12 protein-coding genes are annotated in these 16,824 nt (G+C 32.2%); 2 read left to right on the forward strand and 10 right to left on the reverse strand.

Going from position 1 to position 16,824, the window contains the following annotated elements; all coding sequences use genetic code 11:
• From polA to ACLII3_RS07920, 8 genes are all read right to left on the reverse strand, one after another.
• Window positions 1-2,841 carry a DNA polymerase I gene (gene polA / locus ACLII3_RS07885; protein ID WP_412987856.1) on the reverse strand — a complete coding sequence of 947 codons (2,841 nt, stop codon included), beginning with the start codon at window positions 2,839-2,841 and terminating at the stop codon, window positions 1-3.
• A 54-nt stretch (window positions 2,842-2,895) separates the two neighbouring features.
• Window positions 2,896-4,014, reverse strand: coding sequence for an HTTM domain-containing protein (locus ACLII3_RS07890; protein ID WP_412987857.1), 1,119 nt, complete (start codon window positions 4,012-4,014; stop codon window positions 2,896-2,898).
• The gene (locus tag ACLII3_RS07895) at window positions 3,999-4,337 is read right to left on the reverse strand and encodes a hypothetical protein (RefSeq protein ID WP_412987859.1); all 339 of its coding nucleotides are present in this window, start codon (window positions 4,335-4,337) and stop codon (window positions 3,999-4,001) included. Before ACLII3_RS07895 ends, ACLII3_RS07890 begins: the two co-directional genes overlap by 16 nt.
• A 148-nt stretch (window positions 4,338-4,485) precedes the next feature.
• Complete coding sequence (locus ACLII3_RS07900; RefSeq protein WP_412987861.1) at window positions 4,486-4,743, reverse strand: hypothetical protein; 258 nt, start codon at window positions 4,741-4,743, stop codon at window positions 4,486-4,488.
• Between the two features lie 186 nt (window positions 4,744-4,929).
• Window positions 4,930-5,931, reverse strand: coding sequence for an isoaspartyl peptidase/L-asparaginase family protein (locus tag ACLII3_RS07905; protein WP_412987863.1), 1,002 nt, complete (start codon window positions 5,929-5,931; stop codon window positions 4,930-4,932).
• Window positions 5,932-5,945: 14 nt separating this feature from the next.
• Complete coding sequence (locus tag ACLII3_RS07910) at window positions 5,946-7,256, reverse strand: sugar MFS transporter (protein WP_412987864.1); 1,311 nt, start codon at window positions 7,254-7,256, stop codon at window positions 5,946-5,948.
• Window positions 7,253-8,065: a hypothetical protein gene (locus tag ACLII3_RS07915; protein ID WP_412987866.1), complete on the reverse strand. Its 813-nt coding sequence runs from the start codon at window positions 8,063-8,065 to the stop codon at window positions 7,253-7,255. Before ACLII3_RS07915 ends, ACLII3_RS07910 begins: the two co-directional genes overlap by 4 nt.
• Window position 8,066: 1 nt before the next feature.
• The gene (locus ACLII3_RS07920) at window positions 8,067-11,012 is read right to left on the reverse strand and encodes a GH92 family glycosyl hydrolase (protein ID WP_412987868.1); all 2,946 of its coding nucleotides are present in this window, start codon (window positions 11,010-11,012) and stop codon (window positions 8,067-8,069) included.
• 110 nt (window positions 11,013-11,122) lie between these two features.
• Between ACLII3_RS07920 and ACLII3_RS07925 the strand changes: the two genes are divergently transcribed.
• Window positions 11,123-12,358 (forward strand): metallophosphoesterase, encoded by a 1,236-nt coding sequence (locus tag ACLII3_RS07925; RefSeq protein ID WP_412987870.1) that lies wholly within the window; start codon window positions 11,123-11,125, stop codon window positions 12,356-12,358.
• A gap of 139 nt (window positions 12,359-12,497) precedes the next feature.
• Window positions 12,498-12,794 (forward strand): thioredoxin family protein, encoded by a 297-nt coding sequence (locus tag ACLII3_RS07930; RefSeq protein ID WP_412987871.1) that lies wholly within the window; start codon window positions 12,498-12,500, stop codon window positions 12,792-12,794.
• Here the strand turns inward: ACLII3_RS07930 and ACLII3_RS07935 are convergent.
• Window positions 12,766-13,413 (reverse strand): polysaccharide deacetylase family protein, encoded by a 648-nt coding sequence (locus ACLII3_RS07935; RefSeq protein ID WP_412987872.1) that lies wholly within the window; start codon window positions 13,411-13,413, stop codon window positions 12,766-12,768. The two genes, ACLII3_RS07930 and ACLII3_RS07935, sit on opposite strands and share 29 nt — an antisense overlap.
• Window positions 13,414-13,418: 5 nt before the next feature.
• The gene (locus ACLII3_RS07940) at window positions 13,419-16,709 is read right to left on the reverse strand and encodes a DUF2723 domain-containing protein (RefSeq protein WP_412987873.1); all 3,291 of its coding nucleotides are present in this window, start codon (window positions 16,707-16,709) and stop codon (window positions 13,419-13,421) included.
• Window positions 16,710-16,824 lie beyond the last annotated feature (115 nt).

A 16,824-nucleotide genomic window follows, 5' to 3' on the forward strand; every position in this document is an offset into this window, starting at 1 on the left:
TTAATGTGCTTCGAGCCAATTATCGCCAGTATCAAAATCAACATCTAATGGCACTGCCATTTTATAGGCATTTTCCATTTCATGTTTTATAAGTGTTTTCATGTCTTCTAACTCAGGCTTGTAAACATCAAATACTAATTCGTCATGTACCTGAAGAAGCATTTTGGTTTTAAAATTACCTTCAGATAGTTTTTGATAAATGTTTATCATCGCAATTTTGATGATATCTGCAGCACTTCCTTGTATAGGTGCATTAACAGCATTTCGTTCTGCAGCACCTCTCACCACAGCATTTCTAGAATTAATATCTTTTAAATAACGACGACGACCTAAAACTGTTTCTACATAACCATTATCTCTCGCAAAATCTACCTGCTTGCTAACAAACTCACGCAATTTAGGGTATGTTGCATAATACGTATCGATTAATTCTTTGGCTTCGCTTCTGCTTAAATCTGTTTGATTACTTAGTCCAAAAGCAGAAACACCATAGATAATCCCAAAGTTAACTGTTTTTGCATTACTACGTTGTTCACGAGTAACTTCGTTTAAAGGTACGTTAAATACTTTTGCAGCTGTAGAAGCATGAATATCCTCGCCATTTTTAAAGGCATTAATCATGGTTTCTTCTTCGCTCAAAGCAGCAATGACACGTAGTTCAATTTGTGAGTAATCGGCAGCTAACAAGGTGTAATCTTCACTTCGCGGAATAAACGCCTTACGTACTTGACGACCGCGCTCTGTACGAATTGGAATGTTCTGTAAATTTGGATTATTACTACTTAAACGTCCTGTTGCGGCAACGGTTTGCATGTAATCGGTATGTACACGACCAGTTTGCTCTAAAACTTGAGTTGGTAAAGCGTCTACATATGTGCTTTTAAGTTTGGATAAGCCTCTAAATTCCAAAACATTTTGGATAATTTCATGGTCTTTTGCTAAGTAACTTAACACATCTTCAGCGGTAGAGTATTGACCTGTTTTAGTCTTTTTAGGCTTGTCAACGAGTTTCATTTTTTCAAATAAAATGATTCCTAACTGTTTTGGAGATGCTATATTGAATTCTTCTCCAGCAGCATCATATATTTTTGTTTGTAACGTTTTAATGTCGTTGTTTAAATCTTCTGAAAGCGAATTTAAAAAGGCTTTATCTAAATTAATACCTTCTAATTCCATAGAAGCCAAAACTCTTATTAATGGAATTTCTAATTCGTCAAAAAGTTTTTTAGTATTTGCATCTTTTAGTTCGCCTTCAAAATGTTCTTTTAGTTGTAGTGTAATATCAGCATCTTCAACTGCATATTCGGTTTGTTTGTCAACAGGAACTTGACGCATTGATAATTGATTCTTTCCTTTTTTGCCAATGAGTTCTGTAATAGAGATTGAAGTATAGTTAAGATATGTTTCAGCCAAAACATCCATGTTATGTCGCATATCTGGATTGATTAAATAATGCGCAATCATGGTGTCAAACAAAGGACCTCGTACTTGAATGTTGTATTTTGCTAGAACCTTAATATCATATTTTAAGTTCTGACCAATTTTTTGAATATGTTCGGCTTCAAAGAAAGGTCTTAATTGTTCAATAAGTTGTTGTGCTTCATCTCTATTTTCTGGAAAAGGAATGTAGAATCCTTTCTTATCTTCCCAAGAAAATGCAATACCTACTAATTCGGCTACTAATGGATTAATATCTGTTGTTTCGGTATCAAAACAAACTGAAGTTTGTTTCATCAATTGTCCTAAAAACAAATCCATAGCCAAATCAGAAGTGATGCTTTGATAAAAATGGGAGGTGTTACTGGATGTTTTTCTTCCAGAATTGTTATCTGCTTCTGGAGTAGCTTCACCATCACCACCAAATAAAGAGAATTGTCCAGCACCAGCAGTTGATGTGCTTTTTGGTTTAGGTGTTTCTATTTTTGTTTCAGTTGCTGTTTGTTGAACGGTTGGTGTTTCAACAGCAAATGTCTTGATTAAGTTTTCGGTTAATCTTCTAAATTCTAACTCTTGAAAAATTTCTTTAACCTTATCAATATCAGGTGTGTTTAACTCAAAATCGGTTTCATCAAACTCCACAGGAACATCGAGTAGGATAGTGGCTAACTTTTTAGATAATAAACCTAATTCTGCATTGGCTTCTACTTTCTCTTTCATTTTGCCTTTTAGCTCATGAGTATTAGCAAGCAGACCTTCCATACTTCCGTATTGTGCTAGAAATTTTTTTGCAGTTTTGTCGCCAACACCAGGTAAACCAGGAATATTATCTACTGCATCACCTTTCATTCCAAGGAAATCGATAACTTGTAAAGGGTCTTGTATTTCAAAGTTTTGCTTAACTTCTTCAACACCCCAAGTTTCATAACCACCACCAAAACGTGGGCGATACATAAAAATGTTTTCACTTACTAATTGGGCAAAATCTTTATCTGGAGTTACCATAAAAGTTTGGTAACCTTGTTTTTCAGCTTTTTTAGCTAATGTTCCAATTACATCATCGGCTTCAAAGCCTTCCTTGACCATAATTGGAATATGCATTGCTTTTAATATTTCCTCAATATATGGAACAGCGATTTTTATTGCTTCAGGAGTTTCGTCTCTATTGGCTTTATATTCAGGAAATATTTCAACTCGATCTACACTACCACCTTTATCAAAACAAACAGCTAAATGGTCTGGACGTTCACGTTTAATGACATCTAGCAAGGAGTTTGTAAAGCCTAAAATTGCTGAAGTATCAAGGCCTTTTGAGTTAATTCTAGGGTTTTTTATAAAAGCATAATAACCTCTAAAAATCAATGCATATGCGTCTAGTAAAAATAAGCGTTTCTGTGCTGCCATATTAGTGTTTTATTCAAGTTTATAAAACTACAAAACTTATGGCTTGCATAGAAATTAATTGGCTTCTGTTTTTTCATTTTTGTATCGTAAAAGTGGCAAAAAGAATATAATTAAAGCCCAAACTATAGGCATATTTATCATGTGTTTAACACTTTCTTGTCCATCAAAAACAAATTTCACAGCGCAGTCAAAAGCAAATAGTGCTATAAAAAAGCTTGGAGTTGAGATTAATAGTTTTCTAATGGCATTATAATTTTTAAATGTTTCTCCTTCGTTAGTTTTTAGCTCCATCCAATTATTTGAAGAATCGTCTATTACATTCCATTTAAATTTTTGATCCCAATCTAATAAGCCATGTATGTTTTTAATCTTCTTTATTGATTGCTTGTAATTTATTTGAATAATGCCTTGCGGCCAATTAATAAAGATTAGTAAAATGATAACTAAGTCGTCATAGAAATGTCCAAATCTAAAAGCAGTGAATGAATAGAGTACAGTATGAAATAGTAAGATAATCCAGAACGTATATTTTCGGTATTTTTTAAAGAATAATAAGATGCCTAATAAGCCTTCGGATAATAAGGCGCTATATGATAAAATGATTGCAAACCAATTTTCAGGTAATAATTGAGAAACAAAAATATATGGTGAGTTTTCTCTAGCATTTTGGAGCCAATTGTGCATAAATGCACCAGAATGCCAATCAGGATCTAATACTTTATTAATAAAAGCACCTAAATATATCAAAGCTAATTGCCAAAATAGTAGTTTATAGTCCTCTCCTTTTTTTGTGAAACTAGTTAAAATGAAAAAACAGCCACATACAAATACATGATTTTTAAAGCCAGGTTGTGATGCTATTTGTTCTAACATAATAACAATACCTAAAACGAGGCATGCTATTCTTATTTTAATATTACAAAAGATAGCTAATGTTGATACAATAAATCCTGATAAAACTATGCTTTTAAAGACTCCTGGGATGGTGTTAAAATAGTCTAATGCAGGAATAAACGGGATATAAGGGTCTTGTAGTTTTATTGGATACTGGTAGGCAATCATTATTAAGATGAGTAGCTTACACATTAATAATAGGTTGGGAGCTATTTCAGATTGTTCAAAACGCCAAGGAGCAAATTTTGACGATTTCTGTAGGTTTAAGGATGTGTCCATGTTTGTTGGGGTTTACCGTTTTTGGCATATTTAATAGTTACTTTAGCGTTATCGTCTTTGCCATAAGTGGTTTCATAACCTTCAATGTAAGAGAAAATGTTTTCTATAGAGCGTTGCTCCCAGCCAACAGCGTTGTAATGATAGCGCTCTTTTACTTCTTGTTCGGTAAGTGTTTTGTTGTCAATACTGACTGAAATTTCGTATTTAGCATGAATATCGTATGGTGCCCAACAAAAAAAGCGTTCGGGTATAAAACGTGCATAAATTATAGAACACACTTGAATTGCTAGAAATGCAACTCCAAGAATATATCTTGTTTTCATTTTAAGTTATTGTTGGTTAGGGTAATAAATGTAAGAGGATAGTTTAAATGAGAGAAATAATTAAGCTAAACGGTTAATTTTTTCTATAAAAAAAGTGTTGCAACTAGTGCAACACTTTTGAAATATATTTTATGCGAAAATTTTTATTCTAGCTTACTACAGATTCTTTACGTTTAATGTGTAAACTTTTTAAATAAGCTTTTACACTAATTAACTCTATACTCTTTTTATAGTTTAAATCTTTATTTTGTGTCTTTGGGTTAACACTAATTGGATCTACCTTTTTAATAGCAACATCTGCCTTAATTTCAGTTTTAATCTCTTCCTTAGACTTAACAACAGTATCTTGTGCCATTGTGATGAATGGAACAACTATAAATGCTATTATTAAAACTACCTTTTTCATATTCAAAAACTTTTATTAGGTTTCTGAAGCAAATGAAATACATACTTGTTTTGTTGCTGTAAAAAAATTGATAAACTGCAAAAAAACCTAGTTTTAGGGTACGATATAGTTGAAAACATCGATGAAATGCATGGTGTAATTTACACTAATGTTTAATAAAATTGATAGTGTTAGAGGTGTTAGTTATTAGGATTTGTTATAAAAATCAGATTTGATATTATTAGTTTTATTATTGTTGTATTTAGTCATGCTAAATCCTTCATGAATAGAGTAAAACCCTGTTTCTCCTTGTTTGTTAACAGCAATGTATGCTACTTGAACGTTTTTATAGTTGCTGTTAGGTTTGTTTACTATTCTACTAATAGCTTCTTCACAAGCTTCTTGAGGCGTCATGCCTTGGCGCATTAACTCTACAATTAAAAAGCTTCCTACGGTTTTTACTACTTCTTCTCCCATTCCTGTAGCGACAGCAGCTCCAATTTCATTATCAACAAATAAACCAGAACCAATGATGGGAGAATCTCCTACACGTCCAGCCATTTTGTAGGCTAGTCCGCTAGTAGTACATGCTCCAGAAATATTGCCATTTTCATCTATGGCAAGCATGCCTATAGTGTCATGGTTTTCTATATTTATGATTGGTTTGTATTCTTTTTCTTCTAACCATTTTTCCCATTCTTTTTTAGACTTATCAGTTAAAAGGTTTTCTCTTTTCATTCCAGATTCTACTGCAAATTGTTCAGCACCTTTTCCAGCAAGCATTACATGAGGTGTGTCTTCCATTACTTTTCTTGCTACAGAAATTGCGTGCGCAATATTTTGCATATATACCACAGAACCACAATTACCATATTTATCCATAATGCTTGCGTCTAGTGTTACGTTTCCATCTCTATCTGGACGACCACCTTTACCAACGGTTTGGTTGTTCTCATCTTCTTCTTCAATATTACAACCCTTTTCAAGAGCATCTAGAACGCTATCTCCATTGTTTAAAGCTTCTCCTGCTGTAGTAACTGCGCGTTCAACATTCCAAGTAGCAATTACTAAAGGAAAAGAGGCTTTAGTTGCTAATGGAGTAGCTTCTTGTGTTTTGGTTTCTTTTTCATCACAGCTTAGTAATGTTTTTCCAACAGCTAAACCAACTCCTGTTAGTGATGTATTTTTTATAAAATTTCTACGTTTCATGATTGTTCTTTTAATTAAATGGAAACAGCTTTTTTGTTATTTCGATATCCAAAGAATAAAATATATGCATAACATAAAATAATAAATATTAATGCAGATTTAAATCCTACTTGATCAGTTAAATAACCATATAAAGGAGGAATTAATGCACCACCAACAATAGCTGTACATAAAAGTCCTGAGGCTTTTGGTTTTAATTCTCCAATACCATCTAATGATATGGTAAATATTGTAGGGAACATTATTGAATTGAATAATCCAACTGCTAGAATACTCCACATGCTTACTAGTCCAGTAGTTGAAATTGAAATAAGAATAAGTAAAATAGCACTTGTAGCAAACATACCTAATACTTTTCCTGGTTTCATAATTTTTGTGAGGTAAGAACCTACAAAACGGCCTATCATAGCTCCAGACCAATAAAATGTTACAAATACACCAACAATAGCTTTATTATCGTTATCTGTTAAGCCAGAATTAAGGATGCCTTCAGCAATTGATTTCATAAAACCATTTTGTTTGATGACTTCTACTAGATTCATGTCTAAAAAGTAATTTACTAAATAACTTCCAATGGCTACTTCGGCACCAACATAAAAGAAGATTCCAAGAACGCCAAGCATTAAATTTTTATTCTTGAATGCTTGCGAATATGTTCCAGTTGAGGTTTCACTCATCAAAATAGGTAGTTTTGCAAATAAGAAAATTAATGCAATCAACCCAATAAATAAAGCCAATCCTAAAAAAGGCATTTGTACAGCTGAAGCTTCAGAGGCTAAATATGTTTCTTTAGCAGTTTCAGAAAGTGCTGATATTTCTTCCTTGGATTTAATAGTGTCACTTAAAATAAATAAAGCGCCTACTGCTGGCGCAATTGCTGTTCCAAGTGAGTTGAATGCTTGAGAGAGGTTTAATCTACTTGAGGCAGTGTCTTCACTACCAAGTACGGCAACAAAAGGATTTGCGGCTACTTGTAAAATAGTCATTCCTCCAGCTAAAATGAAATATGCTAACATAAATACACCAAATACTCTGTAGGATGCTGCAGGATAAAACAGTAAGCATCCTGTCGCCATAGTTAATAATCCAAGTATGATACCTTTTTTATATCCTATTTTGGATAGGATATAACTTGCGGGAATGGATAATAGGAAATAAGCTCCAAAAAAAGCAAATTGTACCATACCTGCTTGAAAGTATGTAAGTGTGAATAACTCTCTTAAACGTGGTATTAGTGAGTCTACTAAAACTGTAATAAATCCCCAAAGGAAAAATAAAGTTGTTAGTAGAATAAATGAGCCTGTGTAAGATTTTTGTTGATTCATAATTTTTTATTTGAGTTTATGGCAGCGTAAATTCGACAAATAGAAATGTTGTTTTTGAAATTTGTACTTTCAAAATAGTTGGATGAAACATCTATAGGTATTTTTTCTTGAAATTTAATTAAACAATTGCAATACTCGTCAAAATCTAGATTTTGATATTGTTTCTGGTTCTTAATTTCAGAATATGTTTCTTTGAAATCATTAATTTCTTCCTTAGACCAACTTTTTTCTGATGGTGAAAAGGCTTCTTTAAAATAGGTATCTATTATTTTTTTTGAAGTTTCAAGGCCATAGGCATCTAATAGCATTTTTGCGTTAAAGTTGTAATAAGTCCATTTATTTAATTTCTCATTGTATAACCCTAAAATAGTTTTAGGGTTATAAACTATTAATTTGCCGTTAGAATTTGTGTAATTAATATTTTCATTGTCTAAGAAAGTAGATATTTCTTTGTGAATATTACTGAATTGACTTTTTGGGACATGGAATGATTCATTAATGTTAACCAAAATGAAATGAGCCTTTTTAGTATTAATAACCTTACTATGTTTTATAAACGAGGTTGTGTAGTCTGAAAAATATTCAGGATTTTCAAAATGTATGTTTTCAAATATACTTAGTATTGAATCTTTATTTTTATTAATCCAATATTCTTCAGGAAAGAAATATTCAAATTGTTTTGAAGTGTTTTCAATACTAAATTCTTCTAAGTTTTTTTTTATTTCTGGTAATTCGCGATTTAATTCAAAACTAGGTTTACAGCTAAAGATAAAGAGAGTAAATAATAATAAAGTTAAACGAATCTTCATTTTATTTAACAGTTATTTCATCAACAAAAAGCCAGCTTCTACCATCGTGTTCGTGTCCTAAATGCCACTCAGGTAGTACTCCTAGCTTTTTAGCTATTATCTTAACATATCTGTAGTTTTTTGAAGCTTGTTTAAATTCAACATTCTTAATTATAACCTCTTCTGAGGTGGTGATTTCTTCAAATTTATAATTGCCAATAGAGGTAAAGTTTTCATTATCATTAGATACTAGACATTCAACTTCGGTTGGAAGGAATATCCAAGAACGTTGATCTCTTAAAAAGTTTACGGTTACAGTATTTACTGGTTTTTCTTTACCTAAGTCTATAGTTGCAATTACATCGCTATCAAAATAGCCTTGCCAAGTTCCAGTCCTAAAGTCTTGAGTACCTTTTATGCCATCAATTAAGGCATCATTTCCTCCTGCGTTATATTGGTTAGCATATTCGGTTTCTAAAGTGATGCTTAGATTAGGGTCTATTTTATAAAACTCGGTTGTAATGATGGCGCTTTTTTCATTTTTGTTTTGCGCATAAACTTTTAGAACTTGTGGTTCTGAAATATTTATAGGAGCTGAGTACTCTTGAAATTCGGCATCATTTAAACTAAAATAAATTTTTGCTTCAGAATCTATAGTTTGTAAAACTATTTCGGTACTTCCTTTAAAAGCTACATCACCTTTTGCAATAAAAGGAGCAGGTACAATTACGTGCTCGTTAATTTCAGTCTTTGGTTCTTGCCCTTCACGACTTCCCCAAACAGCAGGATTGTCTGTCATATGAAACTCTAGTGAGCCTCCATCAACAATATCTTGATGTGAAATGTAAGTTTTGTTTAATTCTTTTCCGTTTAAGTACACATGTTCTATGTATTTATTGCTACTAGAAATATTATGTGCTACAACAGTAAATGTTTTTCCGTCTTCTAGATTAATGGTTGCTTTAGGAAATAAAGGGTTTCCTATAATATATTGGTTTGATGCAGGAGTTACTGGATAGAATCCCATAGAACTTAATACATACCAAGCACTCATTTGACCACAGTCTTCATTTCCTGAAATACCATCTGGAGCATTTTGGTACAACTCTGTTAATATTTGGTATACTTTTTCTTGTGTTTTATGAGGTTTGTTTACAAAATTGTAAAGATATGCCATATGGTGACTGGGCTCGTTACCATGTGCGTACTGACCAATAAGTCCAGTAATATCTGCTTGATTGCGACCAGAAGTTTCGGCGCTAGCAGTAAATAGTTTGTCTAAATTGGCTTCTAATTTATCTTTTCCACCTAGTAGTTTCATAAATCCAGAAATATCTTGAGGCACATAGTAGCTATATTGCCATGAGTTAGCTTCGGTATAGTTAAAGTTTACTTCATAAGGATCAAATGGTGTAAACCAAGTATTTCTAAAACGACCTCTCATAAATTGAGATTCTGGATCAAATATGTTTTTATAATATTGCGCTCTTTCAGAGAACAGTTTGTAATCATCTGTTTTGCCCAATGATTTTGCCATTTGTGCAATGGTCCAATCATCATAAGCGTATTCTAATGTTTTTGAAACCGATTCGCTTTCCAATTCAACTGGAATATAACCAAGTTGCTTGTACGATTCTAAACCAAGTTTGTCTCTCGTAGCACTATGTTTCATAGCTTCAAAAGCTTTATTAACATCGTAGTTTTTAATACCTTTTAGGTATGCATCAGCAATTACTGGAACAGCGTGGTAACCGATCATACAGCCTGTATAACATCCCGATAAATCCCAAATTGGCATAATGCCACCTTCGTCATATTTTGCTAAAAAAGTATTGATGAAATCGTTTGTTCGTTCTTGCTCGATGATAGTATATAAAGGATGTGCTGCTCTATAGGTGTCCCAAAGAGAGAAAACTGTGTAATAATCAAAATTTTTAGTTTGGTGTATTTTTAAATCCATACCTCTGTAACGACCATCTACATCTTGATATAGGTTTGGAGCAAGCATAGTATGATATAATGATGTGTAGAAATTAGTTTTATAATCATCATTATCACTTTCAATAATAATTTTTTCTAATTGTGTTTCCCAAGTATTTTGAGCTTCTGTTTTAATTTCTTGAAATGATTTATTCCCAATTTCTTGTTCTAAATTTTTCTTAGCACCTGCTTCATCTACAGCACTTATCCCTACGGAAATTTGAATAACCTCATTGTTAGGGTTGTCAAACTCAATAGCTGCTTTTTTACTTAAATATTTGTAGTTTTTTGAAATTGGTTCACCATTTTCTAAATAAGTAACTTCCTTTATTGGGTGTGAAAAATGAATGTCATAAAATAGACGTTGGTCTGTAGCCCAAGCTTTAGAGTGTCTATATCCTCTTATGTTGTTATCGTCTACATGTTGAATTTTATAATCTAATAACTCATCGCGATGATCAAGGTCTAAAATAACAAATTGGTTTTCTGCTGAAGGAAATTTATAGCGATGCATACCACTACGTTTAGATACCGTAAGCTCTACTTCAATATTTGTTGTATCTAATAACACCTTGTAATAACCAGCTTCAGCAGTTTCATTTTTATGCGAAAAATGAGCACGATAACCTGCTTTTCCATCGCTACCATTATTAAATATCATTTTGTTAGTTGGCATTAATAATATGTCGCCATAATCACTAACACCTGTACCGCTTAAATGTGTGTGTGAAAAACCATAAATATATTCGTCGCTATAATGGTAACCAGAACAACCATCCCAACCATCTAATCTAGTGTCTGGACTTAATTGCATCATTCCAAAAGGAACTGTTGCCCCTGGATAAGTATGACCATGACCACCAGTACCTATATAAGGATTTACATAAGATATTAAGGGTTTGGTTTTTTTAGCGACTATTGGTTCAGTATTTGTCTTGCAGCTTAATAAAAAAGCACAAGCGAGAAGTGTAGTAGTTAGTGATTTCATTTACAAAATTTATTTGATGTTGAAAGATAGTAAATCTTAACTTATAGTTAAATAAATTTAAACAATGAAGTGAGGACTTTTAAATGATTTATATTTGATAAAATTGTAATATGATTAGAGTTGTAATATTTGTTTTAGTGCTAGGTCTTATTGACTTTTATGCTTATCAAGCTGTAAAGACTACGTTTAGAAATAAATGGGTAAATATTGCATATTTAGTAGTGTCTTTATTGGTTTTAGGTAATTTAATATATCAAATGTTAACTTTTGATAGAGGCACAGATTCTACTTCTAGTTTAAATCTAACATTTGGATTGGTAGTAACTATGTATGTGCCTAAAATGATAATGATGATGTTAATGTTTGGAGAGGATGTGTTTAGAGTGCCACAAGCAATGTATCGTTATTTTTCTACTGGAGGCACTATTGAAAATGGAAGTTATTTGCCTTCTCGACGAAAATTTATCAGCCAACTTACTTTAGGAATTGCGGCTATACCATTTGCCTCATTTTTATATGGAATTTTTAAAGGTAAATACAACTTTAAGGTGTTGAAATATACAATGCATTTTGAAGATTTACCAGAAGCTTTTGATGGTTATCAAATCACACAAATTAGTGATATACATAGTGGAAGTTTCGATAATAAAGAAAAGATTGAATATGCTGTAGATTTAATTAACCAGCAAAGATCGGATGCAATACTGTTTACTGGAGATATGGTAAATAATGCTGCGGTCGAAATGCGACCTTGGAAATCTGTTTTCTCTAAGTTATCAGCAAAGGATGGTCTTTTTTCAGTGCTTGGAAATCATGATTATGGTGATTATATGCGATGGGATTCACCTCAAGATAAAAAGGATAATTTAGAAGAGTTAAAATCTATTCAAAGGGAAATTGGTTTTGACCTATTACTTGATGATAGTAGATTTATAGAAAGAAATGGAGAACGAATAGCTATTGTTGGTGTTGAGAATTGGGGTAAAGGATTTAAGCAAAAAGGTGATTTAAAAAAAGCTGCTAAAAAGGTGGATGCTAAGGATTTTAAAATACTATTGAGTCACGATCCTACCCATTGGCAAGAACAGGTTATTGATGATGATTATCATTACCATTTAACCTTAAGTGGTCATACTCATGGTATGCAATTTGGAATTGAAATTCCAGGATGGATAAAGTGGAGTCCAGTAAAGTGGAGATACAAATATTGGGCTGGGATTTACGAGGAGAAAAAACAATTTATTAATGTAAATCGTGGATTTGGATTTTTGGCTTTTCCAGGACGAGTTGGTATTTGGCCAGAGATTACAGTAATTGAGTTGAAAAAAGGCATAAAACCATCTTAATTGTCTGAAATATTGTAATTAATAAGAAAATGCTTATTTTTATACATAGGCATAGTATACCTCTAATTAGCTAAGTACTTATAAGTTAATAAAAAATTGTAGGTTTGTAATACACATCTGACTAAAAACGAATATAATTATGTCAAAATTTGGGGAACTTATAGATGTTAATATTCCTGTATTGTTAGACTTTTTCACAGAGTGGAGTGAAGAGTCTACTTCAATGCACGCTGTATTAAGAGATGTGGCAGCTGCTCTTGGTGATAAAGCAAAGATTATAAAAATTGATGTAGATAAAAACAAGGAATTAGCAGAGGCATTACGTATTAAAGGGTTGCCAACTTTAATTATTTATAAAGAAGGTGAAATGAAATGGCGTCAAAGTGGTGAGCTAGATGCTAATACTATTATTGGTTTAGTTCAGGAATACGTTTAAATACATATCCTTTTTTAGAGAAGTGCTCCAAGACTTTTGGGAGCGTATATTGCATGTTTTTTGTAGCTTTAACACTATCATGAAATACTATTATTGAACCAGGTTTAGAATGATTAATTACATTTTCTAAACATTGCTTTGGGCTAATTTTTTTATCCCAATCAATTGAAAGAACATTCCACATAATAATATCATAACCTAAAGCTTTAAGTAGTTTTGCTTGTTTAGGTTTTATTTGTCCATGAGGAGGACGGAATAAACTAGTAGAGATGTTATGTTTTTCTATTTCAATTTTGGTCTTTAATACATCTTCTATATAAGCTTTTGCTTTTGTTTTCCATCCTTTTGTGTGATTGAAAGTATGGTTACCTATAGTATGACCCTCTTTTAAAATAGAATTAAATATTTCTGGATGTTTTTTAATGTTGTTACCAATACAAAAGAAGGTTGCTTTTGCTTTGTGTTTGTTTAATTGATGTAATGTCCATTCAGTTATTTCAGGAGTGGGACCATCATCAAAAGTTAAATAGAGAACCTTTTCATTAGTTGGTAATTCCCAAACTAAGTTTGGGAATATTTTTGTGGCAACTTTTGGAATTGTAACAGGAGTTAAATTCATATAATTTACTCAAAGTTGATGGTGTCACTTGTAGGTAAATCTATATCTTCATCTTTTGGTTTGTCCTCTTCAATATCTCCTGTAAATAATCGTAAGAAGTTGTTGAATTTAGTCATTTCAGCTTCTACAAACTCTTGGTCTTCATATATCATTATTACGTCTACTAAAGCTCTATAGCGTTCAATATCTGTATAAATGTTTTCAATAAGATTGGTTTGGTTTTTCTCGCTAAGAGAGCTGTAATAAGTTAAAGCTTCGTGATACTTTTTAGTTACATCTTTATATAGCTTTCTGCCTTTTTCTTTAGCCTCTACTTCATAGTATGCGCCAATGTAAGGTTCTAGTAAGGTGTAATATTCAAAAATATCTACTGGCATTTTTTCCATAGCTAAATCAGCAATTTCTTCTGCTTTATCTGGCTTTTCTTCGTTGATTAATGTTTCGATTAATCGGGCAAGATTACCTCTGTATGTAATTCCGTTTTTACGAGATTCTACATCATGATATATATCTGGACTACCACTATTTCCCCATTTCCAAGATTTAACCATGTCGTACATAACATCACTATCTACTCGTCCCATATCAAAAGGGTTAGCTCTATCTACTGGAGTTTTAATTGGTACAAGTTTATAACAAAGACCATCTAGTTGTAAGTAGTCTTTCATCCAAATATAATCTTCGTCACCAAAAGCACCACCGGTAAAGTATATTGGTCTTTCCCAGTTGTTATTTGCTATAATGTCTAGCATTAACAATCTGTTTTTATAAAGAGCATTGCCTTTTATTTTTAAATCAATGTAAGGAACAATTTTATCAGCATCTTTTTGCTTAACTATATTGTGCTCTAAAACAGATGCTTTGTCAACAGGGACTCTAATGTTTTCAGTAGGTAAATAGTTAGCATTTAAATCTTGACTTCTTTGGTAGCTAACATCGTAACCTTGTTGTTGAAGCGCATGCTTGTATTTTGTTCGAGGGTCATCACTAGTAATGAAATTTAAAAATTGTTTAATGTCTAAGGTGTCCTCAGTCATTATTTCTTTAATAATATAATCCCTTGTGCCATACTTATACTTGTCGTGGGTTAGTTGCGAAGGAATTGGGTCACTTTCATAAGCTTTACGTTTCATTTGATCGATGTACCAATCTGTATTAAATAAGCTTGTGTTTACTACTCTTACATCGGTTCTAACACCTTCAATCTCTTGAGCATACCATAATGGGAAAGAATCGTTGTCTCCAATGGTAAATAGGATTGCGTTAGGTTGACATGATTCTAGATATTTTACAGCCATGGCATGAGCAGTTTTTCTTCCAGATCTGTCATGGTCATCCCAATTGTTTGCTGCTAAAACTCCAGGAACAAGAACTAAACATACAATTGATATTGCTGGAGCAAGTAATTTACTTTTAACATTCTTTTGTAGTAAGTCGAAAAGTGCATAAACACCAAAACCAATCCAAATAGCAAAAACATAAAAAGAACCTACGACAGAATAATCACGTTCACGAGGCTCAAATGGTCTTACGTTAGTATATACTTGAATAGCTATTCCTGTAAATAAGAAGAAAACAAGCATAGTCCAAAACATTTTTTTATCCTTATTGAATAAAAAGAATAAACCAATTAATCCTAAAATTAGTGGTAGGAAATAATAAGTGTTTCTTGCTTTGTTGTTTAATACATCACTTGGTAATTCATCTTGAGAGAAGCCTAAGTGCATTTCGTCAATAAACTTAATACCACTAATCCAATTACCATGCATGTCGTACTTTCCTTGGATGTCATCTTGACGACCAGTAAAGTTCCACATAAAATAACGCCAGTACATATAACCAAGCTGGTATTCTAATAAATAAGCAATGTTTTGACCAAGGGTTGGCTTTTCTATGTCTAAATATTGTCCGTAAGTTTTTAGAAATGAATGATAATCTTCGTAATCTATTAAACCTTCTGATACTCTTTTTCTAAAATCAGCGACTATACCTCTCAATTCGTTTTGCATTCTGTAATCAGATTTAATATTGAAATCTAAATAACCAGAGTACAGCATATAATTTTCGGCATGTTCACCACTCCACATACGAGGTAAAACCGAAGCATGTTTTGAATTATAGTTTTGAGTGGCGTTTTTATAATCGTTTACAATAACATACTCACCTTTTTCATTATCTTTTTCGTATTTAGGCTTGTCGTCAACGTAAGGCTTATTTTCGTCTAAACCAGAATATTGATCTGTAAATTGTGGGCCGTAAAATAAATGTGTTTTTGGATATTGTTCAAGGTTGTAATATGCTAACAACTCTCTAGCGCTAGAAGGATTATTTTCGTTAATTACAACATTTGCATTAGCTCTAATTGGTAGCATCATCCAAGACGAAAACCCAACAACAACAAAAGTGATACAAAGAATAGCTGTATTTAAATGAATATATTGTTTTTTTCTAGTGTATTTTAATCCAAAACTAATGGCTGCTACTAATAATACTCCAGCAATAATGGAACCTGAATTAAAAGGTAACCCAATAGAGTTAACAAAGAAAATCTCTAACGAACTAAAGTATCTTAAGATGTTTGGAGCTAATAGTTTAAAAATGAATAGTAAAATAGCAACAACAGTAATATTAGCGATAATGAAGTTCTTTAATGTTACTTCTTTATAGTGTTTAAAATAATAAATAAGACCAATAGCAGGAATAGTTAGTAATCCCATAAAGTGAACACCAAAAGAAAGCCCAGTAATAAACGAAATTAATATTAACCATTTATTGCCTCTTGGTTTATCCATATCCTGTTCCCAACGAAGTCCTAAGTAGAACATTACAGACATAATTAAGGTAGCCATTGCATACACCTCGGTTTCAACAGCATTAAACCAAAAAGAATCTGTAAATGTAAAAGCTAAACTTCCAACAAAAGCAGCACCTAAAATTGCTTTTTCTTGGTTAGCGTTTAATGAGTCAGAAGCTGATGAAATCTTTTTTATTAATAATGTGATAGACCAAAACATAAATAAAATAGTAAATGCACTGGAAACTGCACTCATCATATTTAGCATCATCCCAACTTGTGAAGGGTCTGTAGCAAAAATTGAAAAGAATGCACCAAGCATTTGAAACAAAGGTGCTCCTGGAGGGTGACCTACTTGTAGTTTTGATGAGGTTAAAATGTACTCTCCAGCGTCCCAGAAACTTACAGTTGGTTCTACAGTTAAACTATAAGTTGTTAAAGCAACTAAAAATGCTAACCAACCTAAAATGGTATTCCATTTTTTAAAGTTAAAGTCTGTCATAATTATTATTTGATGTTCGTGGCGAATTTAGTAATAAATAAGTAACACTTAAAGATTTTTAAGTAAACGTTAAGGGATAAAAAATATTTTATTGAAAAAATGTTTGCGCAAATAA

Origin of the sequence: Pontimicrobium sp. IMCC45349, from assembly GCF_047219225.1 — a bacterium.
In the GTDB taxonomy this organism is placed as follows: Bacteria; Bacteroidota; Bacteroidia; order Flavobacteriales; family Flavobacteriaceae; genus IMCC45349.

Excerpts from the sequence above, each read along its gene's own strand:
- ACLII3_RS07895 (WP_412987859.1), bottom strand. The coding sequence starts at position 4,337 with ATGAAAACAAGATATATTCTTGGAGTTGCATTTCTAGCAATTCAAGTG.
- polA (WP_412987856.1), bottom strand. The coding sequence starts at position 2,841 with ATGGCAGCACAGAAACGCTTATTTTTACTAGACGCATATGCATTGATT.
- ACLII3_RS07915 (WP_412987866.1), bottom strand. The coding sequence starts at position 8,065 with ATGAAGATTCGTTTAACTTTATTATTATTTACTCTCTTTATCTTTAGC.
- ACLII3_RS07905 (WP_412987863.1), bottom strand. The coding sequence starts at position 5,931 with ATGAAACGTAGAAATTTTATAAAAAATACATCACTAACAGGAGTTGGT.
- ACLII3_RS07910 (WP_412987864.1), bottom strand. The coding sequence starts at position 7,256 with ATGAATCAACAAAAATCTTACACAGGCTCATTTATTCTACTAACAACT.
- ACLII3_RS07920 (WP_412987868.1), bottom strand. The coding sequence starts at position 11,012 with ATGAAATCACTAACTACTACACTTCTCGCTTGTGCTTTTTTATTAAGC.
- ACLII3_RS07890 (WP_412987857.1), bottom strand. The coding sequence starts at position 4,014 with ATGGACACATCCTTAAACCTACAGAAATCGTCAAAATTTGCTCCTTGG.
- ACLII3_RS07925 (WP_412987870.1), top strand. The coding sequence starts at position 11,123 with ATGATTAGAGTTGTAATATTTGTTTTAGTGCTAGGTCTTATTGACTTT.
- ACLII3_RS07940 (WP_412987873.1), bottom strand. The coding sequence starts at position 16,709 with ATGACAGACTTTAACTTTAAAAAATGGAATACCATTTTAGGTTGGTTA.
- ACLII3_RS07935 (WP_412987872.1), bottom strand. The coding sequence starts at position 13,413 with ATGAATTTAACTCCTGTTACAATTCCAAAAGTTGCCACAAAAATATTC.
- ACLII3_RS07900 (WP_412987861.1), bottom strand. The coding sequence starts at position 4,743 with ATGAAAAAGGTAGTTTTAATAATAGCATTTATAGTTGTTCCATTCATC.
- ACLII3_RS07930 (WP_412987871.1), top strand. The coding sequence starts at position 12,498 with ATGTCAAAATTTGGGGAACTTATAGATGTTAATATTCCTGTATTGTTA.